19 protein-coding genes and 3 pseudogenes are annotated in these 25,016 nt (G+C 57.7%); 10 read left to right on the plus strand and 12 right to left on the minus strand.

The features are described from left to right. Window positions 1-156: 156 nt before the first annotated feature. The 3 genes from ACA067_RS13725 to ACA067_RS13735 are packed head-to-tail and all read left to right on the plus strand — an operon-like array spanning window position 157 to window position 3,461. Complete coding sequence (locus ACA067_RS13725; protein WP_497462777.1) at window positions 157-2,292, plus strand: FUSC family protein; 2,136 nt, start codon at window positions 157-159, stop codon at window positions 2,290-2,292. Next, window positions 2,282-2,482, plus strand: coding sequence for a DUF1656 domain-containing protein (locus ACA067_RS13730; RefSeq protein WP_128873473.1), 201 nt, complete (start codon window positions 2,282-2,284; stop codon window positions 2,480-2,482). Before ACA067_RS13725 ends, ACA067_RS13730 begins: the two co-directional genes overlap by 11 nt. A 4-nt stretch (window positions 2,483-2,486) precedes the next feature. Then, complete coding sequence (locus ACA067_RS13735) at window positions 2,487-3,461, plus strand: HlyD family secretion protein (protein ID WP_497462259.1); 975 nt, start codon at window positions 2,487-2,489, stop codon at window positions 3,459-3,461. 277 nt (window positions 3,462-3,738) lie between these two features. On the opposite strand, the gene ACA067_RS13740 is transcribed toward ACA067_RS13735, so the two are convergent. The 8 genes from ACA067_RS13740 to ACA067_RS13775 form a co-directional block, all read right to left on the minus strand. After that, the gene (locus ACA067_RS13740; RefSeq protein WP_497462260.1) at window positions 3,739-5,160 is read right to left on the minus strand and encodes an efflux transporter outer membrane subunit; all 1,422 of its coding nucleotides are present in this window, start codon (window positions 5,158-5,160) and stop codon (window positions 3,739-3,741) included. Then, on the minus strand, window positions 5,157-8,339 hold the full coding sequence (locus tag ACA067_RS13745; protein ID WP_497462261.1) for an efflux RND transporter permease subunit: 3,183 nt from the start codon (window positions 8,337-8,339) through the stop codon (window positions 5,157-5,159). Before ACA067_RS13745 ends, ACA067_RS13740 begins: the two co-directional genes overlap by 4 nt. A 12-nt stretch (window positions 8,340-8,351) precedes the next feature. Then, window positions 8,352-9,605: a multidrug efflux RND transporter periplasmic adaptor subunit MexE gene (gene mexE, locus ACA067_RS13750; protein WP_497462262.1), complete on the minus strand. Its 1,254-nt coding sequence runs from the start codon at window positions 9,603-9,605 to the stop codon at window positions 8,352-8,354. A 381-nt stretch (window positions 9,606-9,986) separates the two neighbouring features. Continuing rightward, entirely contained in the window at window positions 9,987-10,925 is a 939-nt protein-coding gene (locus ACA067_RS13755; protein WP_497462778.1) for a carbohydrate kinase family protein, read from the minus strand. Between the two features lie 104 nt (window positions 10,926-11,029). Then, entirely contained in the window at window positions 11,030-11,689 is a 660-nt protein-coding gene (locus ACA067_RS13760; RefSeq protein ID WP_497462263.1) for a nucleoside/nucleotide kinase family protein, read from the minus strand. Between the two features lie 111 nt (window positions 11,690-11,800). Further along, window positions 11,801-12,727: an ABC transporter substrate-binding protein gene (locus ACA067_RS13765; RefSeq protein ID WP_497462264.1), complete on the minus strand. Its 927-nt coding sequence runs from the start codon at window positions 12,725-12,727 to the stop codon at window positions 11,801-11,803. Between the two features lie 47 nt (window positions 12,728-12,774). Continuing rightward, window positions 12,775-13,797: an ABC transporter permease subunit gene (locus ACA067_RS13770; RefSeq protein ID WP_497462265.1), complete on the minus strand. Its 1,023-nt coding sequence runs from the start codon at window positions 13,795-13,797 to the stop codon at window positions 12,775-12,777. Next, entirely contained in the window at window positions 13,794-15,353 is a 1,560-nt protein-coding gene (locus ACA067_RS13775) for a sugar ABC transporter ATP-binding protein (protein WP_497462266.1), read from the minus strand. Before ACA067_RS13775 ends, ACA067_RS13770 begins: the two co-directional genes overlap by 4 nt. Window positions 15,354-15,812: 459 nt before the next feature. Between ACA067_RS13775 and ACA067_RS13780 the strand changes: the two genes are divergently transcribed. From ACA067_RS13780 to ACA067_RS13795, 4 genes and pseudogenes are all read left to right on the plus strand, one after another. Then, window positions 15,813-16,817, plus strand: a complete 1,005-nt coding sequence (locus tag ACA067_RS13780; protein WP_497462267.1) for a LacI family DNA-binding transcriptional regulator — start codon at window positions 15,813-15,815, stop codon at window positions 16,815-16,817. Window positions 16,818-17,197: 380 nt separating this feature from the next. Next, window positions 17,198-18,862, plus strand: coding sequence for a glucose-6-phosphate isomerase (gene pgi / locus ACA067_RS13785; RefSeq protein WP_497462268.1), 1,665 nt, complete (start codon window positions 17,198-17,200; stop codon window positions 18,860-18,862). A 227-nt stretch (window positions 18,863-19,089) separates the two neighbouring features. After that, window positions 19,090-20,316 (plus strand): maltoporin, encoded by a 1,227-nt coding sequence (locus ACA067_RS13790; RefSeq protein WP_497462269.1) that lies wholly within the window; start codon window positions 19,090-19,092, stop codon window positions 20,314-20,316. A 192-nt stretch (window positions 20,317-20,508) separates the two neighbouring features. Then, a pseudogene (locus tag ACA067_RS13795) lies at window positions 20,509-20,607 on the plus strand (LysR family transcriptional regulator); the annotation flags it as partial. A 303-nt stretch (window positions 20,608-20,910) separates the two neighbouring features. Here ACA067_RS13795 and ACA067_RS13800 read toward each other — a convergent pair. From ACA067_RS13800 to ACA067_RS13810, 3 genes are all read right to left on the minus strand, one after another. Next, window positions 20,911-21,108: a hypothetical protein gene (locus ACA067_RS13800; protein WP_497462270.1), complete on the minus strand. Its 198-nt coding sequence runs from the start codon at window positions 21,106-21,108 to the stop codon at window positions 20,911-20,913. Next, a complete protein-coding gene (locus tag ACA067_RS13805) occupies window positions 21,105-21,425 on the minus strand; it encodes a hypothetical protein (protein WP_497462271.1) in 321 nt (106 codons plus the stop codon). The genes ACA067_RS13800 and ACA067_RS13805 overlap by 4 nt, the downstream gene beginning before the upstream one ends. Before the next feature lie 386 nt (window positions 21,426-21,811). Further along, window positions 21,812-22,024 (minus strand): DUF1059 domain-containing protein, encoded by a 213-nt coding sequence (locus ACA067_RS13810; protein WP_020795174.1) that lies wholly within the window; start codon window positions 22,022-22,024, stop codon window positions 21,812-21,814. A 181-nt stretch (window positions 22,025-22,205) separates the two neighbouring features. Between ACA067_RS13810 and ACA067_RS13815 the strand changes: the two are divergent. Both ACA067_RS13815 and ACA067_RS13820 read left to right on the plus strand, forming a co-directional pair. Continuing rightward, a pseudogene (locus ACA067_RS13815) lies at window positions 22,206-22,445 on the plus strand (adenine nucleotide alpha hydrolase family protein); the annotation flags it as partial. Further along, window positions 22,417-22,536: pseudogene (locus ACA067_RS13820) on the plus strand (DUF3616 domain-containing protein); the annotation flags it as partial. The pseudogenes ACA067_RS13815 and ACA067_RS13820, both read left to right, overlap by 29 nt. A 179-nt stretch (window positions 22,537-22,715) precedes the next feature. Here the strand turns inward: ACA067_RS13820 and ACA067_RS13825 are convergent. Then, a complete protein-coding gene (locus ACA067_RS13825) occupies window positions 22,716-23,645 on the minus strand; it encodes a LysR family transcriptional regulator (RefSeq protein ID WP_497457079.1) in 930 nt (309 codons plus the stop codon). Window positions 23,646-23,900: 255 nt separating this feature from the next. Here ACA067_RS13825 and ACA067_RS13830 point away from each other — a divergent pair, with 255 nt between their 5' ends. After that, the gene (locus ACA067_RS13830) at window positions 23,901-24,923 is read left to right on the plus strand and encodes a zinc-dependent alcohol dehydrogenase family protein (protein ID WP_497462272.1); all 1,023 of its coding nucleotides are present in this window, start codon (window positions 23,901-23,903) and stop codon (window positions 24,921-24,923) included. Window positions 24,924-25,016 lie beyond the last annotated feature (93 nt).

Here is a 25,016-nt window from a genome sequence, read left to right on the forward strand (position 1 = left end):
GAATCCGGGAGCTGGCAAGCTGTTGCAGAGCCGCCAGCTTCGGTCAGGCGGGGCCGTGAGTCAAACCCTGACGCCATTCACTGCATGGTGTCTGAAACCTGTCGAGGCGACAAAGCAATGACTACGCTTGCTGGAGATGACCCAACGGGCATTCCCATGCAAGCGCTGCTTTTATACTTCAAGGCGATGCTCAACCCCGGGCCCGGGGTGCTGTTGTTCGCCTTGCGGACGATCGTCGCCGGGCTGTTGACCCTGTATCTGGCCTTCCTGTTCGACCTCGACCAGCCCAAGTGGTCGATCATGGCGGTGGTCATCGTCAGCCAGCCGTTGGGTGGCATGGCCCTGGCCCGCAGTTTCGGCCAGGTCATCGGCACGATACTCGGGGCGGTCGTGGCGGTGTTGATCATGGGGATCTTTCCCCAGGCGCCGTTGCCTTTCATCCTCACCCTGGCCCTGTGGTTGGCGCTGTGTACCGCCGGCGGCACCTTGTATCGCTACACCAGTTCCCAGGCGTTTGTGTTGAGTGGCTACACGGCGGTGATCGTGGCGCTGCTGGCCGTGCCTGATCAGGACGGCACTTTCATGCTGGCCGTGACCCGCGTGACCGAAACACTGTTGGCGGTTGCTTGCGTGTGCGTGGTCAGCTTGCTCACGGCGCGACCGGAAGCCGTGGCCCGGGATTATTTCGCCCGGATCGATCAAGTGATCAAGCTGCTCGCGACCCATGCGGCCGCCGTCATTCGCACCGAGGAAAGCGAGGCCGACTTCCGCCAGCGGCAGATGAAGCTGTTAGGCGAGATCAGTGCCCTTGAGGGTGTACGGCGGCATTTGTATTTCGATGCGCCACGTCTGCGCAGCGCCAATGGTCTGGTGCAGTTGCTCGGCAATCAATTGGTGCTGCTGACTTCACGGCTGATGGCATTGCGTCACCAGCGGGAGCTGTTGATCGAACGCTGGAAAGGGGCACTGCCCGTCGACTCGCAGCGCTTACTGGCCGAAGAACTGGTGTTCCTTGATGAAGTGGCCCGGCAGGGGCGCTCGTTATCGACCGAGGCCCGCCACCCTTTCGCAGCGCTGCAAAAACGCTTCGATGAACTGGCCTACAGGTCTGAACAACTGGCCGAGACGATGCCGGCCACGTTGCGCTCCCTGGCGTGGTCGCTGCGTTGGGAACAGGCACGGATGTTAGAGCAGCTGAATCAGATTCTGGACCTGAGCGACGCGATTCAGGAGGGGCGGGAAGCCAGTTGCGTGTTCCGCGGCCAGGACAATCCGTTGCATCTGGATTTCACCCTGGCGGCGATGAACGCGACCCGGGCATTTACCGCGCTGGTGGTGGCCGGTCTGATCTGGATCGAGACCGCGTGGGGCGGGGCGAGGGGCGGGATGATTGTGGTTGGGGTCCTGTGTTCCTTGATGGCGACTTTTGCGCGACCGCTGCTGGCTGCCCAGAGTTTTGCCAGGGGGCTGGCCCTGGCGCTGGTGGTATCGGCGCTCTATCAGTTCATGTTGGTGCCCATGATCAGTGACTTCGAGCTGCTGGCCTTGCTGTTGGCTCCGTTGTTGTATGCCGTCGCGGTGGGGTTGTCCAGTCCGGCAACCACCGGCACGGGCATTGGTCTTGGATTGTTGACGTTTCTGTTGCTGGGGCCACAAAACGTAGGGACAGGCCAGAACACCGCGATCCTGTGGTTCGAATTTGCGGGTGCCTATGTCTACGCCGTCACGCTGGCGTTGAGTGTCTACGTCCTGATCTTTCCATTCAGGCCCGATTTGCGGATGCGCCGGCTGTTCACTGAGAACCGCGAGCAGGTCTACGCTTTGCTGAAGACGCCGGCCACCGATGAGCAGCAATTTGCCTTTGAAAGTCGCATGGTCGATCGCCTGACCATGATGTTGGGACTGTTGCCGGCTACCCAGGACAGGCAGTCCGGCGAGCTGTTCGAGGTCAGCCTGGGGTGCATGGCACTGGGTGTTGCCTTGAACCAGCTCAGGCAACAGGGGCGAAGCAACACGTTGCTGAGTACCGACCAACAAAACCGTTTGCTGGCAGCCGTCCGTGAAACAGGAAGATGGATCGCCGCACGCCCCGGAATTGACCTTGAACAGTTGCTGGAAAACTTGCGTGTCCTGGGCGATGAAATGGACGACCTGCATACAGACGTGCATGAGCACTTGTGGTCGGTATTCAGGATACGCGTGGCGCTGCTGATCGTGGTGTCGTTTCTGCAGCGATACCACGACAGTTTTCAACCCGCAGACGTGGAAGGAGTACCCGCCCTTGCCCATTGATCTGGAAGTGGGTGGCGTCTACTTGCCACCGATCGCCCAGGCCTTGCTGTTGGCCTTGCCGATTTTCCTGCTGCTGGACTGGACCTTGCGCCGCCTGGGCGTGCTGCGTTTCGTGTGGCATGAAGCCTTGTTCGAAGGCGCGTTGTACGCCTGCGTTTGTGCGACGCTGATTCTGCTGATGGGAGCCTGATGCATTGAAGAAGATTGTGGCCCGACTGGTGACGGCGGCGGTGGTATTGCTGGCCTTTGTGCTCGGCTGGTTCGCCTGGGAGCACTACACCCGCGCGCCCTGGACCCGGGATGCGCGAGTGCGCGCCGACGTGGTGACCTTGTCTGCCGATGTCTCGGGACGCATCGTCAGCCTTGGCGTGCGGGACAACCAGCATGTAGACAAGGGCCAGTTGCTCCTGGAAATCGACCCTGCGCGCTACACCCTGGCGGTGGAACATGCCAGGCGTTCGGTAGAAGTGGCGAAAGCCTCCCTCGGGCAGTCCGAAGCGACGATTGTCGCCAGCGCAGCACTGCTCAGGCAGCGTCAGAGCGAAGAGCGCCGGCGTCGCACCCTGAAGGATCGCGCCGCAATCTCTGGCGAGGAGTGGGAGAAATCCGGCACGGACGTGGCGGTGGCGCAGGCCGAGTTGCTGCGCAACCAGGCCAATCTGGGACTGGCCCAGGCCAACGTGCAACTGGCCATCGCGGCCTTGACCCAGGCTGAACTGGATTTGCAGCGCACCCGGGTCGAATCGCCTGTCACCGGGTACGTCACCAACCTGCTGACCCGTCAGGGCGACTATGCCTCGGCCGGCGGGGCATTGTTGGCGCTGGTGGACAGCGACTCGTTTTATGTCAGCGGCTACTTTGAAGAAACCAAGTTGCCGCGAATCGAGGAGGGCGACCGGGTCCGGATCGAATTGATGAGCGGCGAGCGCTTCGGTGGCACGGTGCAAAGCATCGCCTTCGCCATTGCCGACCGGGAAAACGTGCCGGGCGGTCGCCTGCTGGCCAACATCAACCCCAGCTATACATGGGTCAAACTGGCGCAGCGGGTGCCGGTGCGGATACAGATCGATGCCGATTACGCCGGTAAGAATCGATTGCGGGCCGGGACCACGGCCACCGTCACCGTCCAGGAAAACCACAATAACGCGGCCACCCACAACCCCCTGTAGGAGCTGGCTTGCCAGCGAAGGCGTCCTCAAGGTCGATACAAGACTCAAGTTCGATGCAAGACTCAAGGGCCCCTTCGCTGGCAAGCCAGCTCCTACAGGGTATGTGCTGTGCGCATATTCTGTGACTGGCGCAAAACCTGTAGGAGCCCGGCTTGCCGGCGAAGGGGCCCGAACAGGCACCAAAAAACTTACAGGCAAAAAAAAGCCCCGCGACCGAATGAGGCGCGGGGCAAAAAATCTGGTTGGTTGCGGCCAACCAAAGGAGCTCGTTGGAAGGTTACTTGATGGCGACCGTCTCTGGTTGCCAGCCACCGCCCAGTGCCTTGTAGATCGCGACAATGCCGCGATACAGATCGACTTCGGCCTGGGCCTGGGTATCTTCCGCAGCCAGGCGCTCACGCTGGGCGTCGAGCAGGACGAGGAAGTCCGCCGTGCCTTCGCGGTAGCGAATTTGGGCGAGGTCGGCCGCGGCGCGGCTGGATTCGCTCTGACGGATCAGCGAGATCAAGCGTTGTTGACGTTTGCCGTAATCGCTAAAGGCGTTTTCCGATTCCTCCAACGCCAACAGTACTTGCTGCTCGTAGGTCGCCAGGGCGCCTTCGGCATCAGCATCGGCACCCCGTAGACGGGCGCGCACGCTGCCAAGGTCGAACGCCGCCCAGGTAATGCTTGGGCCCAGTGCCCAGGCGTTGGCCGCCGAGGAACCGATTTGCGAACCACGCCCGGCGGTGAAGCCCAGAAAACCGCTGAGACTGACCCGTGGGAACAAATCAGCCTTGGCCACGCCGATACGGGCAGTGGCGGAGGCCAGTTTGCGCTCGGCGCTGAGAATGTCCGGACGACGTTGCAGCAGTTCACCCGGATCACCGATCGGCAATGCCTTGGCGATCGCCGGCAAGTCCTTAGGACTCAGGTCGACGGTCAGCTTGTCCGGACGTTCACCCAACAGGGTAGCGATACGGTTTTTCTGCCGAACCTGTTCAGCCTGCAATTGCGGCACGCTGGCTTCGACGGACGCCAGACGTGCATCGGCGCGGACCACATCGAGCTGATCGCCGACGCCAGCATCACGCAGGCTGACGGTGATCTTGCTCGATTCCTGCTGGTTGTTCAGGTTGGCCAGGGCGATCTTTTCCCGCAGCTGCGCACCGCGCAGTTGACCGTAGGCATCCACCAGTTCGGCAATCATCGAGACTTGCAGTTGGTACAGATCGGCTTCGAGCGCTTGCTGTTCGGCGTCGGCGGATTCCAGATTGCGCTGGATACGGCCAAACAGGTCGATCTCCCACGCCATGTCCAGGCCCAGGTCGTAGCGTTCGCTATTGACCCGCTTGGTGGTCTGGCCCGGAATCTGACCCTTGCCCAGGTCACTGCTGGCCCGGCTGGTGATGGTCGGCATGGCGTCATTGCTGACGTCATCGCGAATTGCCCGGGCCGCTTTCCAGCGCGCGAAGGCTACGCGCAGATCACGGTTGCCTTGCAGCGATTGAGTCACCAACTGGTTGAGGGTCGGGTCTTCGAACTGCTGCCACCAGATGCCTTCGAAACGCGAGCGGTCGTAGTTCTTCTGACCGGCGCTGCCATCGGTGGCGGTGGTGATGTTGGCCGGCTCAGTGGCTGGGGTCTTGTAGTCCGGGCCGACGGCACAGGCACTCAGGGCCAGTACCAGAAGGCTCGGCAGGAAGGCTTTCAGGCTCATTGTTGCGCCTCCAATTTCAGGGCCCTGGCCGCTTTGCGCTGTTCACCGCGCTCCACAAAGTTACGAATCAATACGTAGAACACTGGCGTCAGCAACAGCCCGAAGAAGGTCACCCCGAGCATCCCGGAGAACACCGCCACACCCATGGCGTGACGCATCTCGGCACCGGCACCGCTGGAGAACACCAGTGGCACCACGCCCATGATGAACGCGAAGGAGGTCATCAGGATCGGACGCAGACGCAGACGGCACGCTTCGAGCACCGCCGCCAGCGGGCTCATGCCTTCGTCCTGCTGTTTATCCTTGGCGAACTCGACGATCAGGATCGCGTTCTTGCAGGCGAGCCCCACCAGTACGATCAAGCCGATCTGGGTGAAGATGTTGTTGTCGCCTCCCGAAGCAATCACCCCGGTAATGGCCGACAGCAGAGTCATAGGGACAATCAAGATCACCGCCAGTGGCAGGCTCCAGCTTTCGTATTGCGCTGCGAGTACCAGGAACGCCAGCAATACGCAGAGCGGGAACACGAACAGCGCGGTGTTGCCGGACAGAATCTGCTGGTAGGTCAGGTCGGTCCATTCGTAGGTCATGCCGTTCGGCAGTTCTTCCTTGAGCAGTTTCTCGATGGCTTTTTCGGCCTGGCCGGAGCTGTAGCCGGGGGCAGCGGCACCGTTGATTTCAGCGGTGATGAAGCCGTTGTAGTGCATCACGCGGTCTGGACCCGAGGTGTCACTGACCTTGATGAAGGTCGCCAGCGGGATCATTTCGCCCTTGTTGTTACGCACTTTCAGCTGACCGATCTGGTCCGGCTCGAGACGGAACTGCTGCTCGGCCTGAACGTTGACCTGGTAGGTGCGACCGAAGCGGTTGAAGTCGTTGGCATACAGCGAACCCAGGTAGATCTGCAGGGTGTCGAAGATGTCGCTGACGGCCACGCCGTGGGTCTTGGCCTTTTCACGGTCGATGGCGGCATCGACCTGGGGCACATTCACCGTGTAGCTGGTGAACAGCGCGGCGAGTTCCGGCACGTTGTGGCTTTTGTTGATGATGTTCATGGTCTCTTTGTACAGCTCGTCGTAGCCCAGGTTGCCCCGGTCTTCGATCTGCAAACGGAAACCACCGATGGTGCCCAGGCCCTGTACCGGCGGCGGCGGGAAAATCGCCATGTAGGCTTCCTGAATCCCGGCGAACTGTCCGTTCAACGCACCGGCGATCGCACCGGCGGACATGCTCGGGTCTTTGCGCTCGTCGAACGGTTTCAGGGTCACGAACACGATGCCGGCGTTAGGGCTATTGGTGAAACCGTTGATGGACAGGCCAGGGAAGGCCACCGCACTTTCCACGCCAGGCTGTTTCAGGGCCAGGTCGGACATGCGCTTGATCACGTCTTCGGTGCGGTCCAGGCTCGAGGCATCCGGCAGTTGCGCGAAGGCCACCAGGTATTGCTTGTCCTGGCCGGGGACGAAACCGGTCGGGGTGTTGGAGAAACCGAAGAAGGTCAGCACCATCAGGCCTGCGTACAACAGCAGGGCGATGCCGCTGCTGCGGATGACCCGGCCTACCGCGCCGACATAACTGTGGCTGGCTTTGTCAAAGAAGCGGTTGAACGGACGGAACAACCAGCCACCGAAGATCTTGTCGAGGACCCTGGAGAAACGATCTTTCGGCGCGTCGTGGCTCTTGAGCAGCACGGCAGCCAGTGCCGGCGACAGGGTCAGCGAGTTGAAGGCCGAGATCACGGTCGAGATCGCAATGGTCAGGGCGAACTGCTTGTAGAACTGCCCGGTCAACCCGGAGATGAACGCCGCCGGGATAAACACCGCACATAGCACCAGCGCCGTGGCGATGATCGGGCCGGTCACTTCACGCATGGCCCGTTTGGTGGCTTCGACCGGCGTTAGTCCCAATCCAATGTTTCGTTCGACGTTCTCCACCACCACGATGGCGTCGTCCACCACGATACCGATGGCCAATACCAGCCCGAACAGTGACAGGGCGTTCAGCGAGAAGCCGAACAGATGCATCACGGCAAAGGTACCGATCAGCGAAACCGGTACCGCCACCAGCGGAATGATCGAAGCGCGCCAGGTTTGCAGGAACAGGATCACCACCAACACCACGAGGATCAATGCTTCGAAGAGGGTGTGAACCACTGCTTCGATGGAGCCGCGCACGAAGATCGTCGGGTCATAGACGATGCTGAAGTCCATGCCTTCCGGGAAGCTCTTCTTCAGCTCCGCCATCTTGTCGCGCACTTCGTTGGAGATTTCGATCGCGTTGGAACCAGGGCGCTGGAAGATCGGGATCGCCACCGCCGGTTGGTTGTTCAGCAAGGAGCGCAGGGCGTATTGGCTGGAGCCCAGTTCAACGCGAGCGATGTCCTTCAGACGAGTGATTTCACCGTTGTCGCCAGAGCGAATGATGATGTTCTCGAACTCTTCTTCAGACACCAGGCGGCCCTGGGTGTTGACCGACAACTGGAACGCCGTGGCATTCGGCGCAGGCGGCGCCCCCAGTGCACCGGCCGCCACTTGACGGTTCTGCTCGCGAATCGCGGTCACCACATCGGTGGCGGTCAGATTGCGCGAAGCGGTCTTGTTCGGATCCAGCCACACCCGCAGCGAGTAGTCGCCCATGCCGAACAGCTGCACATCACCGACACCGCCCAGCCGCGCCAGCTCGTCCTTGATGTTGAGCAAGGCGTAGTTGGACAGGTAGAGCATGTCGTAGCGTTTGTCCGGCGAGGTCAAGTGCACAACCATGGTCAGGTCGGGCGATGCCTTGTCGACGGTGATACCGATGCGCGTCACTTCCTCGGGAAGTTTCGGCTCGGTCCGGGTCACGCGGTTCTGCACCTGCACCTGCGCATTGTCCAGGTCGGTGCCCAGGGCGAAGGTGATGGTCAGGGTGATCTTGCCGTCGGCGGTGGACTGCGAGGACATGTACAGCATGTTCTCGACGCCGGTGATGGCTTGCTCCAGGGGAGCGGCCACGGTTTCACCGATGACTTTAGGGTTGGCACCCGGGAAGTTGGCACGGACCACCACGGTCGGTGGCACCACTTCCGGGTATTCGCTGATCGGCAACTGGAACAGCGAGATGGCACCGGCGATCAGGATCAGCAGCGACAGCACCGCTGCGAAGATCGGCCGTGAAATGAAGAATTGGGAAAAATTCATCGTAGAGATCCCTTAACCGCGTGGTGTCGCAGCAGCCACTTTCACAACCGCACCCGACGCAACCTTGGCAGGTGCGACTTGAGGCAGGTTGCTGGCTTCCAGCGCTTGTCGTTGTTGAGCCAGAGCGGCGAGGGTTTCCTGGCTGGCCATCGGGATCACTTCAGGCGTGACCGGCGAACCAGGACGTACACGTTGCAGGCCCTTGACGATGACGGTGTCATCCTTGTTCAGGCCGTTGCGCACGATGCGCAGGCCTTCGATCTTCGGACCCAGCTCGACTGAGCGATACACCGTCTTGTTGTCGGCATCCATCACCAGCACGTACTTCTTGCCCAGGTCGGTGCCGACCGCTTCGTCGTTGATCAGCACCGCGGAGTAGGTGCCGCTGCCGACCAGTTTCAAACGTGCGTAGAGGCCCGGGGTGTAGGTGCCATCAGTGTTATCGAACACTGCACGGCCGCGGATGGTGCCGGTCTTCGGGTTGACCTGGTTGTCGACGAAGTTCATCACGCCCTGGTGCGGGTTGCCGTCTTCGTTGGACAGGCCGAGGTAAACCGGGGTGGTGGCGCCACGTTTACCCTGGCGGGCGAGGGCGGTGTACTTGAGGAACACGCGCTCGTCGGCGTCGAAGTAGGCGTAGACCTTGTCGGTGGACACGACGCTGGTCAGCGCGGTGGTATCGGCGGTCACCAGGTTGCCGGCGGTGATTTCCGCTCGGCTGACGCGACCGCTGATCGGGGCAGTGACGCGGGTGAAGCTCAGGTTCAATTTCGCCAGATCAAGCTGCGCCTGGAGGGCGCCGACCGCAGCACGGGCTTCCTGGGCTGCACTGGTGCGCGAATCGGCCAGCTCGGCGGAAATCGCGTTGCTGGTACGCAGGCGTTCACCGCGCTGCGCTTCGTTTTCGCTGCGGGTGGCGTTGGCGCGGGATTGAGCAACCAGGGCTTCGAGGCGGCGGACCTCAGCCTGGAACGGACGCGGGTCGATCTGGAATAACAGATCGCCTTTCTTGACCAGTGCGCCTTCAGTGAAAGCCACTTCATCGATCTGGCCGGATACCCGAGGACGGATCTCCACGGTTTCCGGGGCTTCGAGGCGCCCGGTGAATTCGTCCCACTCGTTGACCGGTTGTTCCAGCACCTTGGCCACACTGACCTTGGCGGCGGGCAGCGTGGCGGCCGTGTCCGGAGCCTTGCCGCAGGCGCTCATCACCAACATGGCCAACAGGGCCAAGGGGAAGCGCAAATGTTTGAGTGATTGTTCCATGGATGCATCCGCCAATGTATTGAGAATGGACGGATGATGCTCGGCGAGGTTGTATCTCACGAATCGAATGAAGCAAAGGTAACTATCATTCGGAATGATATAAACGTCGAGTGAGCCCTCTAGTCTGCACCTTTCGTTAGGGTGCTATCAATTTGATTGATGACAGTTCAGTGTTGCGCAAAATGCAAAGGACGGGCTTGAGACCGCGTTGCGGCCTTCGCGGGCAAGCCTCGCTCCTACAGGGATTTGTGATGTGGATTAAATCCCTGTAGGAGCGAGGCTTGCCCGCGAAGAGGCCATCAGCCTCAACACAAACTCAGGATCAGGCCAGGCTGCCGCTGCCGGCCACCCCTGACGACAGCCCCCCGACAAAGACAGATATCAATCCAACTGATGCCGATAAGGCAAGTCCGGGCCGGTCTTGCCGCAGGTCAGGGCGGCGGCGCTGACGGCGAAGGCGAGCATTGCGTCGATCTGTTCGCGGCTCAAGCGCTGCAAGCCTTCCACCGAATCCAGCTGCTGCTCGGTCAGCCAAGCGATCAATCCCGCCTGGAAGGTGTCGCCGGCGCCCACGGTATCGACCATCACCACGGCACGGGCCGGGACCGACCAGGTACCATGACGGCGGCTGAACACTGTCGCGCCCTGACCGCCACGGGTGAGGAATACCAGTTGGCAGCGGTGCTCCAGCCAGCTCTCGATCACGTTCTGCGGATCGCGCTCGGGGTAGAGCAGCTTCAGGTCTTCGTCACTGACCTTGATCAGGTCGGCATGCTCGACCAGAGCGCTGATACGTTCGCGCCAACATTCGATATTCGGCTCTGGGTTGAGTCGCACGTTGGGGTCGAGGCTGATCAGGCGTTTGCCGCTTTCCCGGCGGACCAGAGCCAGCAGCGTATCGGCAATCGGCTGCACCACCAACGAGAACGAACCGATATGCAACCCGCGCACCTCAGCGCCCAACTCAGGCAAATGCCCCGGCAATAGCTGGCGATCGGCGCAGCCTTCGCCGCGGAAGCTGTAATGCGGCGAGCCGTCGGCACCGACGGCGACCATGGCGAGGGTGGTCGGTGCATCGAAGTCCTGCAGGTAGTCCGGGCGCACGCCTTCCTCCTGCAGTACTTGCTGCAGGCGCCGGCCCAGGTAGTCGGAGGACAACCCGGCGAACAGTGCGGCATCGATACCCAGGCGCCGCAGCCCTACGGCGACGTTGAACGGTGAACCGCCAGCAACGGCCTTGTAGTTCACTTTTGAAGCTTGAGCGCCGGCGTCGTTTTCACTGAAGAAATCGAACAGCGCTTCGCCACATACCAGATACATAGTCATTTGCTCTTTAAAGGTTCGCTACAGGTTGTCATTGGATCAATTGCACCAAGGCGCACACCTGATCAAGCGAAGCTGTTGGTTAACGGCATGATTCGTTCTCAAAGAGAGGAAGAGGGGGCTCTCTCTGTGAGTGTGAAGTCGGCGACACTGCTGGCCGACATCACACATTCGGCATTCGGAAGGTCGTTGCGACGAACTTTTTCATAGGCAGCAGCCTCATCGAAACCGAATGATCGCCATCGATCAAGCAGTCGCGCCTCCAGGGTTTTACGATCAACCTGCAGCATGATGGTCGCGTCAAAACAGTCTCTCAAGGACGACCATGGGGCGCGGTTCAATAGGAGGTAGTTTCCTTCCACGATGAGATATTTCACGTCAGAGGACACCAATCGTCCCGCCGCACGGGATATCTCCAGGATTCGATCGAATACTGGAACGGCAACCGTTGGTTCGTTGTTCGCACGAAGCCGCAGCAGCAGATTCCTGAAGCCACCCACATCGAATGTATCGGGCGAGCCCTTGCGATGTAAAAGGTTCAAGGATCCAAGAACCGCGTCATCGTAATGAAAGCCATCCCCGGGAATGACCGCTGCGCTTCCCGGCATAATACGGTTAAGGGCCTCTGCCAAGGCCTCGGAGACGGTGGACTTACCGGCACCAGGCGGCCCGGCTAGCGCAACGACAATTCGATGGCCAGGCAGGGTTTTGACGTAGTCGAGCAGCTCTACGCTTACTAGTGTATTTGCGTGGGTATACATGCCAATTTTCTCGTCACCAGCTCAGGCTTTCGTCAGGCTGCTGCTTCGTACCGCGCAGCAGCCATTCCCTGCATTACAGGCTAAAAATCCCTATGCCACTGGATCAACCGGTCAGTGGTCAGCCTGCCAGCCTTTGTATTCCAGGACATTGGCTCGGGTTACAAGTGAGGGTTGGAGCAGTACCGTTGTGCTTTCCAGGGATTTGCCATTCAGCAGATCATTACCCATCGTTACCGCCTGTTGTGCCTGGCCCCAAGGGGACTGAGAGGCAGAGGCCTGAATCTGGGTATCGCTCTTGAGTGCTGTCTCTATGTCGGGAGCCCCATCCACCGATGCGATAATGATGCCTTTACGCTTGAGTTGCTTTGCGGCCAGGTCTGCACCTATCGCTTGAGGATCATTGATGGCGAACACCGCGTCGACTTTGGCAAAGCGAGTCAGGTCGCCTTGCATCACGCTGTAGCCACCTTCGCGCGAACCTTTGGCATCCTGATTATCGGACAGTACCTTGATATCGGGTACCTGCGCGAAAACACTCTTGCAACCATTGACTCGGTCCAAAACTGCTGAAGTTTGCGTTCCGTTCTGGATAATAACGTTACCCTTGCCACCCAACTTCTCGGAAATGTACTGGCATACAATCCTGCCGGCTTCGACGTTATCTGTCTGTACCGTGGCGTTGGCACCTTGCACCATGACATCCACGCCCACAACCACTATGCCAGCCTTTCTCGCTTTCGCAATCGCAGGCGCGATTGCAACTGGGTCGACGGCATTGACAAGAATCAAATCCACGCCCGATGAAATGAAGTTATCGATCTGGGTGAACTGCTTGTTTAAATCGTAATCGGCCGAGACTGAGGTAAATTTTGCGGCTGGATTGATATGCAGTGACTGCGCTTTGGCGCCATTTACCATCGCTACGAAATAAGGATTTCCCAGCGAACCCACTGTTATTCCGACGGATTTCAATTCTCGTGCTTGAGCAGTGTTAAATGCCAGTAGTGCACAAGCAGCGGTCAATATTATTTTTTTCATGAGCACAGTCTCTTATTGTTGGAGTATCGCGGGGGGGGTTATATGATTCAGGTTCGTGCGCCTGTCTGCCGAAAGCGATCGAGTGCGACCGCCCCGATGATGACGACACCTTTGATGATGTATTGCCAGATATCCGAAACTCCCAGCAATATCAGGCCGTTGGAAAGTGTTGCGATGATCAGGGCGCCAATCAGCGTACCGACGATGGTGCCGACGCCTCCGGTGAAACGTGTGCCTCCCAGGATAACGGCAGCGATAGCGTCGAGCTCATAGGACTGCCCCATTTGCAGTCCGTTGGCCGCCATCAGTCGAGCGGAAGTCATGATGGCCCCTACACCCGCCAACAAACCGGATATGGCATAAACGAAGAGCAGGACTTTCCAGACCTTGATTCCCGATAACCGAGCGGCCTCAGGATTGCCACCCACTGCGTAAATCTGTACGCCTAACACTGTCCGTCGAAGAATAAACCACGAAAGCGCAACCACTACCAACGCGATAACAACCAGCCATGGCACCCCGAACAACGTATCGTTGCCAATGAAGGCAAACGATAGATCGGGATTGAACACGGTTTTGTCTTCGCCGATGAGGCGCGCGATTCCACGCATCGCCGTCAATCCGCCCAGTGTGACTATAAATGCAGGCAACTTACCAAAAGCGACAAGTACGCCATTGACGAGCCCTAGCAGCAGTCCGATGCCAAGCCCCGCGGGGATGGCCAGGGAAGCCAACCCCGGGACTTGCGATACCAATAGCGCCACTACTGCGGAAACAGCCAGGATCGAACCCACCGACAGGTCGATTCCCCCCGTCAAAATCACGAACGTCAGACCTGATGCCAATACCACATTGATAGAGGCTTGTTGACTGATGATCGAGAAGTTTTGCGCCGAGAAGAAGCTATCGCTCAGCAGGCTGAAGCCTACACAAAGGAGCAACAATACGGGCAGCATGCCTGCCACCCTCATCAGTTGGCGCATTTTGTCCTGTGCGGTAGGTCCGGCGATGCTGCGTACATCGGGTGAGATGAAGTCGCTTACTACTTTGCGTTGCAGTGGGGAAGTCATTGGACTAAGTCTCCGTTGGCTAGAGTCAAGCTGTCGCTGCCTGTGGCAAACGCGATAATGGTTTCAGGTGTGATATCAAGACCGCTGCGGTCACCGAGTTCGGCGACAAGTTTTCCTTCACACATGACCAACACACGGTCAGCAATTCCAACAATCTCTGGTAGTTCACTTGAAATCATCACGACGCAAACGCCAGAGGCGGCCAATGCATTGATTATTTTATATATTTCTATTTTGGCTCCAATGTCGACACCCGAGGTAGGCTCGTCAAGGAACAACACTCTGGGCTTCATCTCGAGCAAACGAGCCAGCAAAACTTTTTGTTGGTTGCCACCAGACAGCGCGCCGACATTGATAGCCGAGGACGCTTTGATATTGAGTGCTTGAATGGCTTGTTCGGCGCGTCCCGTTCCGGCCGTTCGGTCAACAAAACCCGCCAACAACGCATCACTTCCCACCACACATACATTGATATTGTCGTGGACACTCATATCGAGAAAGAGGCCCAAGGCTTTGCGATCTTCTGTCAGATAGGCGATACCCGCACGACTGGCATCGCGAGGAGAGCGTATGGCTACAACTTCGCCGCCCATTTCAATGGAGCCACCCGAGTACTTATCGACACCTGCGATTAATCGGGCAAGTTCTGTTCTCCCTGAACCCACCAGTCCTGCAATCCCAAGAATTTCTCCGGCATACAGATCGAAACTGCAATCTTTAATTTTGAAACCATCTGTAAGGTTGCGAACACGTAGTATCGGTTGTTCATAAGAACACGCAGAACGCTCATGGGCATAGAAACCGGAAACATCGCGGCCCACCATCATTCGGACCAGGGTTTCAGCTGATAGCGTGACTCGATCCAGCGAACCCACGTAATGACCATCTCGAAGCACCGAAACAAAATCGGACAGCGCGTATATCTCAGCCATTCGATGGCTGATATAGATGATCGCGACGCCCTCATCACGTAACTGGCGAATCAATGCAAATAGGCTTTCAGTCTCTTTTGAAGAGAGCGGCGTTGTAGGCTCGTCCATCACCAGGATTCGCGTATCGGCATGAATTGCACGGGCGATTTCAACCAGTTGTTGGTCCGCAATCGACAATGTACCGACCAGCGCGCGCGGATCGAATGTGACGCCAAGTCGCTTGAGTACAACCTGCGCGCCATCGATCATTGCGGTGTGGTTTACAACCCCGTATCGGCGAATTTCTCTACCCAGGTAGATGTTTTCCGCCACGCTCATATTCGCGCACAAACTGAGCTCTTGATAGATAACAGAGATGCCATGACGCTTCGCATCGTTCAGGCCGTAGTTTCGAATATCACATCCATCGATTCGGATAGTGCCACTGTCGGCGATATAGGCCCCCGACAGTATTTTCATCAGAGTGGATTTTCCGGCGCCGTTTTCGCCCATCAGCGCGTGGACTTGTCCGGGGAAAATACTGAGATCGATATCATGCAGGACGCGTACGCCATTGAATGACTTTGAGATGGAACGCATTTCCAGTAGGGCAGGAGGTGGACTTTCAGATCCAGTGCTCAGCATAGCGGTTGACTCCTTATCTGCCGATTCGAGAAGCAGTGAAACCTCTCGTCGGTGTTCTTGTTCGATAAACATAGTGCAAAGGAAAGCGCTTGCGCAAGCGCTTTCCTTTGCTCGTGAGGGGAAAATGGAGATGCTAGGAAAGCGCTTGCGCAAGCGCTTTCGTCTCGGCTATGCTTTTTTCAACAGCGTTCCTGCGCCCCGTTAATGGTTCGCTATGGGGTCGCTAAAATAATAAGAAGGAGTGCCCGGCCATGCTGCATAGCGGATTTCACCATCGCGCCTCAGCCACTTCAGGTGCACAGCGCACCTCGCGGGGTCTCTCTCGACATTGCGGGATCGTCCCGGCATCAATTCCTGGAGCTTGCGACCCATTTTCTCGCTGTGAGCTTTACAATGGCTTGTCGCTGGGCATGAGCCTGACGCTATCCATGAAATCACGTGAGAAAGGAGTGGTGCACAGTGGGCGCAAAGATGAGTGACGTCGCGCGAGCCGCAAACGTATCAATGTCTACCGTATCCCATGTACTCAACGGTACTCGCAAAGTACATCCTGACACCGTCCGCAACGTGAATCAGGCTGTAGAGTCCGTAGGCTACATTCGAAACTCGCTCGCACGGTCCCTGGCCCGTTCCTCTTCAGGCGCCATAGGGGTGGCGATTGCGACGCTGTCAAACTATTACTTCAGTGAAACAGTACGTGCCATCGAAGCGGCCTGCGCGAAAAGCGGATTGATGATGATACTGGTCAATACGCAAAAAGATCCTGAGCAAGAGCTCAAATCGATCAAGGCACTGCATGAAAGACGTGTGGACGGAATCATACTAGCCTCGGAGTACGATCCAGAAAATAGAGTATTTAATTACTTAAAGGCCAATAACATACCCACGGTTCTCATCGATCGGCTTCTGTCGACGTCTTTCGATCAAGTGGGGGTAGAGAACAGGCAATCATCTCAAGAGTTGATTGCACACTTGATTAAACTTGGACATCGGCGTATCGGGATGGTCTCCGGACGATTGACTCAGTCTTCTTCACATGAGCGAATTGACGGCTACCGTGCGGCGTTGGCTGACGCAGGAATTCCATACGAAGATCAATTGGTTTGCTGTGGTGAATCGGCGATTGCGCCGGCCATGGAAGCGACTCGTCGTTTACTGGCGCTGGAGCATCCGCCTACCGCAATAATGACTGCTAACAATCTGATGACCATCGGTGCAATGCAGGCCCTTCGTGGAGCCGGGCTTGAGGTGCCAAAGGACATCGCGCTGGTGGGTTTTGACGACTTCGACTGGGCGGATGCTTTTAACCCTCGACTGACCGTAATAGCGCAACCTCTCGAGGAACTCGGCGCCCAGGCGGTGAAACTTTTATTGAAGCGTATCAAGCAACCTGATGGGCGACGTCAGACGGTTCGATTGAAACCCTCTTTAATCCAGCGAGATTCTTGCAGCTTTCCCAAATGACTGTACCCAGGGATTTATCCTGATGATCAGGCGGCTGCGGACATGAGTGATCTGAATCATTTCCACGCTTAGCCGCCTGGATAACTTTGAAACTTAACGGCCAGCATTTGTCGTGCGCGCCTATGTTTGTTTTTTTTCTCAAGTGACCGGCTCTCGGTTTTGTTTTCTTCAGGGTTTGATGATTTCGTTAAAGATTGGATTCATTTAGATCGCGTGGATAAACGCTGGTCTCGTGGAGCGAACTCCGATAATGGTTAGTAACTGATAACGGTAGCGCGTCGTGCTGCGGGGGCACTTGTGCGTTTGCAGAATTACAAAATATCCACATTGAAATCGTTGGTTCAGACGGCGCAAGCCGTATTGGCAAAGAGGGGCTGAGCATGAATAACTACAACAAAACGAATGACGTGACTGCATTGCCGGCATGGCGCAAGTTGCTCGATCACCGGCAGAGCATGAAAAATTTCAGTATGCGCGATGCCTTTCGAGATGACAGTAAACGCTTTCAAGACTTTTCCCTGGGGGGCTGCGGGCTGTTTCTGGATTACTCCAAAAACCTGATCACCCACGAGACGCGTTCATTGCTAGTCAACCTTGCTCGCGAGGCTGGCGTGGAACAGGCAGCACATGCCATGTTCAGTGGAGAAAAAATCAACTGTTCCGAAGGGCGTCCGGTGCTGCATACCGCGCTGCGGCGACCAGTGGGAGAGCCATTGATGGTCGATGGCCGCAACTTGATGCGCGATGTGCATGGTGCTCTGGCGCAGATGACAGACGTTGTGAGTCGTATCCATAGCCATCTTTGGCGTGGTTACAACGACAAGGTCATCACTGATGTCGTCAACATTGGTATTGGTGGCTCATTTCTGGGCCCCGAGCTGGTCTCTGAAGCCCTCGCACCTTTCGCTCGGCATGGGGTGCGGTGCCATTACCTGGCTAACATCGACGGCAATGAATTCCGAGAGGTGACAGCCGACCTGAACGTGGAAACCACACTGTTCATCATCTCCAGCAAAACCTTCGGTACGCTTGAAACCTTGAAGAATGCGCAAGCGTGTCGAAGCTGGTACCTGGCCAAGGGCGGGACGGAAGAAAAGCTGTATCGCCATTTCATTGCGGTGACCAGTAATCGTCAAGCCGCGCTGGATTTCGGTATCCGTGAAGCGAACATTTTCCCTATGTGGGACTGGGTCGGTGGTCGTTACTCACTATGGTCAGCCATCGGCCTGCCGATTGCGCTGGCCATTGGCATCGCTAACTTCAAGGAGTTGCTATCCGGCGCGTACGCTATGGATCAACATTTCCTGAATGAACCGTTGGAACAGAACCTTCCCGTTCTGTTAGCGGTACTTGGCGTCTGGTATCACAACTTTTGGGGGGCGCAAAGTTATGCGTTCCTGCCCTATGACCATAACTTGCGCAACTTCGTGAAGCATCTGCAGCAGATGGACATGGAGTCCAATGGTAAAAGTGTTCGGCGTGACGGCACGTCAGTTTCCTACACCACTGGCCCAGTTATCTGGGGCGGCGTGGGATGTAACGGACAGCATGCTTACCACCAGTTGCTGCACCAGGGAACGCCTCTGATTCCAGCTGACTTCATTGTGCCTGTGGTCAGCCACAACCCAGTGGCCGATCATCAGGAATGGCTGTACGCCAATTGCTTGTCTCAAAGCCAGGCGCTGATGCGAGGCAAAACCCGTAGTGAAGCTGAGGCAGAGCTAAAAGCCAAAGGCCTTTCACCCAGTGAGATTGAACGACTGGCACCGCATAAGGTGATCCCCGGTAACCGGCCAAGCAATACGGTGGCGCTTGAAATCATCAATCCACATAGCCTGGGTGCGCTGATCGCGCTTTATGAACACAAGGTCTTTGTCCAGGGTGTCATATGGGGTGTCAATTCGTTTGATCAATGGGGCGTGGAGTTGGGCAAGGAGCTGGGCAACAGCGTCTACAACCTTCTGACTCGCTATGACGCGGAACCGGCAGATGATTCCTCGACGCAAGGTCTTATAGATTTCTTCCGGGGACGTCATCGGGGTTAGCAGCTACTTAAGTTGTGTCGTCATTACTTTGCACTCGCACCGCCTGGTTTTTCTACTGTTTTTAGTCAAAGTAAGGCGGTGTGTTTTCTGTTTGATTTAACTTGGTATTCCGTTCGGGCGTCTGTGTGCGGTGTTAGCTGCGCGGAGTCAGCTGCGCACGCGGATGAAAAGTGCTAACTCGCATTATCGGCCTTATCCAACAACTATAAAAACGAAAGGTGTCATAAATGAACGTCAAGACTCTCAGTGCGGTTCTGGGTGCGTCCTTTGCTGTCGGTTTTTTGCCTGTCGATGCGTATTCAGCCGATTTCAGTGGTTATTTCAGAACCGGGGTAGGGGATTCGACTCAAGGCGGGAAACAGTCATGTTTTCAGCTGCCCGGCGCGCAATCCAAATATCGCCTTGGCAACGAATGTGAGCAATATCTGGAGCTGGATTTGCGCCAGGATCTGCTTTCACTGGACGACGGCTCGGTGGTTAGCGTGGAAGGCATGGCGCAGTTTTACAACGAGTATGGCCATGAACCGAAATTTGACGGAGAGCACGGCTATACGCGAATGAGTCAGCTCTACGCAGAGTGGAGCAAGATGCCGGCCTTGAATGGCGGTTCTTTCTGGGCAGGCCGTCGTTACTACAACCGAAACGACATCAATATTTCCGACTACTTCTACTGGAATCAAAGCTCAACGGGCTTTGGGTTCGATCAGGTGGCATTGGGAGATCTGAAATACAGCTACGTGTTCTCACGCAAAGACAACATTTTCCAAAAGGAATATGTGACCCGGCATGATGTGACCGTCAGCGGATTCAACACAAATCCCGGTGGCGAGGTTCAGTTGGGCGTCAGTTATCTGGACAAGCCGAGCCGTGAGAATGCTCATGGGGGTTGGTCGGTGGTTGCCCAGCACAAGCAGGTCGCGTTTCTGGGCGGAATCAACAAGTTCGCTGTTCAATACGGCCAAGGGCCGGGCACCGCGTTGGGCTACACCGGTGATTCGACGTTGGATGAGAGCAACAAGAGCTGGCGGCTCGTGGAGTTCTTCGATTGGCAAATGACCCGTGCCTTCAGCGGTCAAGTTGAATTGGTCTATCAAAAAGACACACGCCCTGATGGAGATGATCAGAACTGGTTGTCCATTGGTGTTCGGCCAATTTATGCGTTCACGGATCAGTTCAAGTTGATCACCGAAGTTGGGCGCGACCAGGTTGAGGCCGCGGACGGCACCCGAAAACTCACCAAATACACCGTCGCGCCAACTTGGTCACCGAAGGGACCGGGATTCTGGGACAGGCCGGAAATTCGTCTGTATTACACCTACGCTACTTGGAACAAGGCTGCGCAACGCGCCGCCGGCCTGCAATCTCCAGGGTCGGCCCTGTCTGATACCGGTGCGTTTGGTACAGACCTGCACGGCTCTAACGTAGGGCTTCAAGTCGAATATTGGTGGAAATAAACGCCTGAAGTGACAGTGCGGCGGCGTTGGGGTCGACGATCAACGATCGAACATCCATCAATGCCGCTCGGTGACTATTTGCTGCCTCGGTGGCTAGAAAAGTATTTTCAGATCGGTACTCTCCGCCACCACCTTGTTGTTCGCATCACCGGGATGCAGGTGGTCTTACGAATCAATAAGCGGTTGCAAGCGAGCGTCAGGACTCGGGGGCGCTATCGTGCCATTAGCTCATTGGCGATTCGCGTCGGTCTTCTGCAGGGCGCGGGGCTCTGTATCACCCCCACCTGGCTAGGGGATTACAGAGCGAGAGGCGTACGGGCTTTTACGTAAAGGAAAGCGCCAGCTCGGCGAGTCCAAGGTAGCGTCGATATCGGTAGAGAGGGATGATCAAATCACAGGCGAAGAAAAGCCCTGAATATTCAGGGCTTTGTCGTATAAAGATAGCGGAGGCGATGTTGACCCCTCTCTCGGCCAGAGTGAGGCGGGTGGGTAGTCCGCCAAGGCCAATACTGAGAGCAACCGTATCGACTTTGCGTAAACGCGTGTTGATGCGCCCATTTCAGGTCGCTGCGGCGCCTGCGACCGACTGCCGATTCAGCGCAGGTGCACGTAGGTACCCGGCGCAGCCTCAGCAGCGGCATAAGCCCTGTTGCCCAGTTTACGGGGAGCCTTTTTATGATCGCCCGAGCGTGCCTGCAGCCAGGCCAGCCAATGGGGCCACCAGGAGCCTGCCTGTTTACTGGCAGTTTCCATCCACTCCTGAGCCTCGACTGGCAGCTCGCTGCCGGTCATGAAGCGCGAATCTCCTGACACCAGGCCAGGTAAGTCTTCATGTAGCGACGGTATAGCGGGTTGCGCTGCCAGGTCTGCTCGTCGAAACGTTTGTCTGCCGCTGCTGGCTTGAGCTGCGAGCGGTCGAGCAGGACATTTTTCAGCTCAACGCCGAATGCCGCCATATGCCGAGCGCTATGCACGGGTTGCTTCAACACTTGTCGCAGGACCATGCGGGCGGTGCCGAGCAGATCGCGCCGGCGAGGACCGAACGCCGGATTCAGGCTCAGCGTGTGCATCGCAGTTTGCTGGGAGAGGTCTTTATTTTTCTTGTTCATTTATGACACCCGGTAAGGCACCCAAGACGGGCGCCCGGAAGTTGTATGGCTCCGGGCAAGCGGCCGAGCCGTGTGCCGGCCGGGCGAGCCGCACAAAGGCAGGGCTTGCCACGCAGATCTCGAGAAGTTTATAGACGGGGGGGCGGCCAGCATTTCATTGGGCGACAACGCTTTTTCAATTCATGACAATCCATGACCTTTGATCCTGGATTGTGCACGGCTAAGTGCAGCTTTTGGCCGTTCTCTGCCGGTCGTCACTACGACGTGTGCGGGTCAGCACGGATGCAATTCGGGGGCTGAAGTGGCCGTCAGGCCCGCGGAGCTCATCGAAATAGGCCCCGCAGGTGCTTATGGATGACAATCCCATCCCCCGATGCCCCTGAATACTAAGCGGGACGCGGTGCTTCAACAGGCGGGGTGCCGTCGTGAAACATCGTCTTCAGTTGAGCGCGCAGTTCCGGTGAGTCGGTGTGCTTGTGAACACTGACTGCATGCTGTGCGGCGGCCTCGAGCAGTTCGCTTTCAGAGTCTGCGGACAGTGCGACTGAGCATTGGGAATCGCTCGGAAACTCGCGGCAGTCGATGTATTTACGCGCCATGATATGTTCCTCCCTACGACGAAGGCAGGCCGTGGCCTGCGTGAACGATCGCTCGAAGCGTCACCCCATGCATCAAACACAATTGCGTATCACATCGAGTGTGCCGACCCTTGAAGTATAGGCCCACTCAAGGATGAGGCCGATCTGATCCGCGGGCGCGGGCGCGGGGTTATGGTGAGTGGCGAACGGATTGGCAATGCAATGCAGCGCGGAACTGCATCTGCTGCATGCCTACGATCTATTGCTGACACATATATCCGACGCAGGCGCTGGTGCAGTGACGATGCCAGGTTTCAGCAGCGATGTGCGCAAGTCACTGCAAAAGTCCGTTATCGCATTGGCCGACCACTACGGTGTGCCCACTGAGCGACAACACTTCGTTGAAGGGCCGCCTGGCAAAGCGCTGGCCGACTTTGCAGCTGGCGTTTGCGTTGTTGCGCGATGGTCTTTCGGTCGCTCAGCAGATTGGCGACGCACTGTGGGTGGCCAACGACGAAACTACAAGCCTGGAATGCTTCAGTGGTGGCACCCGTAATATCCGGCGATCGCCGCCAGGGCGAACCCGAGCTGCGCCCCACGGTTAGCCCACTTCTTCCAGTCGATGCCCGCGAGGGCTTTTCTGAAATTCATCGCGCTTCCTCCAAGGTGTCTGGAGGGCCTAAGCCCTGAGTTTTTACAGGGTTTTTATGTCTTAAGGCCCCGGCTGCTCAAGGCTATCCGGATCCCCGAAAAACATCTGAATCCGCGACCTCAACCACCGCTCCCCCGGATCATTGTCCTGGGATCCACGCCAGGCCATGTGCAATTCAAAACTGCGCACCGGCAACGGCGGGTCTTCAGCCCGCACACCGCCAGCCGCCGTCAGCGCTTCAGCCGTGTAATCAGGCACGGTCGCGACAATATCGGTACCGCTGAGCAGTGTGCTCAGCCCGTTGAACTGCGGTACCGCGAGCACCACATGGCGTTTACGCCCGAGCTTTTCCAGTTCTTCATCGATAAAGCCGCTCAGGTCGCCGGCGAACGACACCAGCGCATGCGGCCGCGCGCAGAAATCATCCAGGCTCAATGGCCCCGGCACAGTGTCGGCGCGCAGCAGCTTGGGCATGCTGCGGCGCAGCACTTTGCGCTTGGCGTTTGCCGGTAGGTCCGCGGTGTAGCTGACGCCGATTGAAATCTCGCCCGAGGCCAGCAGGCTCGGCATCAGGATGTAATTGGCCCGGCGCACCACCAGCACGATCCCCGGCGATTCGGCGCGCAGGCGTTTGAGCAGCATCGGCAGCAAGGCGAATTCAACGTCGTCCGACAGGCCGATGCGGAACACCGCGGTGCTGGTCGCCGGGTCGAATTCCGCCGCACGACTGACTGCAGTGGAAATCGAATCCAGGGCTGGAGAGAGCAGGGCGAAAATTTCAACGGCGCGAGCGGACGGCTCCATGCTGCGCCCGGTGCGCACGAACAACGGATCATCGAACAGCCCGCGCAGGCGCGAGAGCGCCGCACTGATGGCCGGCTGGCCGAGGAACAGTTTCTCCGCAGCGCGGGTCACACTGCGTTCGTGCATCAATGTTTCGAATACGATCAACAGGTTCAGGTCGACACGACGCAGGTCATTACGATTCATCTGGAGTCCTGGCAGAGTCTAGGCTTGACGAGAGCGGCCATTTAAGAACAATGGCCGGCATGAATCTTACGGGGAAAGGCTGCTACTCTGCACCGAATAATTCAGTTTCGCTGGAACGGCGACGACAACCGTTGATCCTGTCGATGCTGCGGAATCAATGACAGGCATGTCGACTATTAATAGCCACTGATGGTCTTGGGTACAAAGCCCGGATAGAGTTCAGGGCATTAGAGGTTTCTTTTGACGAGGTTTGCGATGTCACGCACGATCCGTTTTCACAAGTTTGGTCCGGCCGAGGTGCTCAAATGCGAAGAGCATGCGGCCGCTTTGCCTGCGCCGGGCGAAGTGCAGGTGCGCGTCGAGGCGATTGGCATCAGCTGGTACGACATACTCTGGCGCCAGAACCTGGCGTCGTCCCATGCTCGCCTGCCTTCAGGGCTTGGCCATGAAATGTCCGGCGTGGTCACGGCGCTCGGCGAGGGCGTCGATGACCTGGAAATCGGTGACAAGGTCGCCAGCTTCCCGGCCGAGAGCCCCAACGACTATCCAGTCTACGGCGAACAGATCGTTCTGCCGCGCTCGGCGCTGACCCGTTACCCGGACGTACTGAGTCCGATCGAAGCCAGTGTGCATTACACGCCGCTGTTGATCGCCTATTTCGCCTACGCCGATCTGGCACGGGTCAAGCCCGGACAATTTGCCCTGGTCACCGACGCCAGTCACTGCGCCGGACCTTCGTTCGTCCAGTTGGGCAAAGCCTTGGGCGTGCGGGTAATTGCCGCGACCAAGACGGCGGATGAACGGGAATACCTGCTGTCCCTCGGCGCCGAGAAAGTCATCGTCACCGAAGAACAGGATCTGCTGATGCAAATCAACAAGATCACCGATAACCGTGGCGTGGACGTGGTGTTCGACGGACTCGGCGGCCCACAGATGTCGTTGCTTGGCGATGTGCTCGCACCTCGCGGCAGCCTGGTGCTCTACGGCCTGCAAGGGGGTAACCAGACGCCATTCCCGGCCTGTGCAGCGTTCCAGAAGAACATTCAGTTCTTTGTGCACTGTATCGGCAACTTCACCGGCAAGCCGGAGTTGGGCATCATTCAGGACCAGGTTGCGCTGCAACGGGCCTTGCGCGATATCAACCAGCTGACCGCAGACCGTGTGCTGCTGCCGCTCAAGACTCGAGTCTTCCCGTTTACCGAGTTTGTCGAAGCACACCGCTACATGGACGAATGCCCGTGTCGCGAACGGGTCGCCCTCCAGATCGAACCTGCGTAACCCCCCTGCAAGAGTCCGTGTCCGCACGGACTCTTCGTTTCTGCTACCCGCCCCACCAATGAGACCTCCCATTGCCTTGTCGGTGGGTCAGTT

Source organism: Pseudomonas sp. LBUM1674 (genome assembly GCF_059695635.1).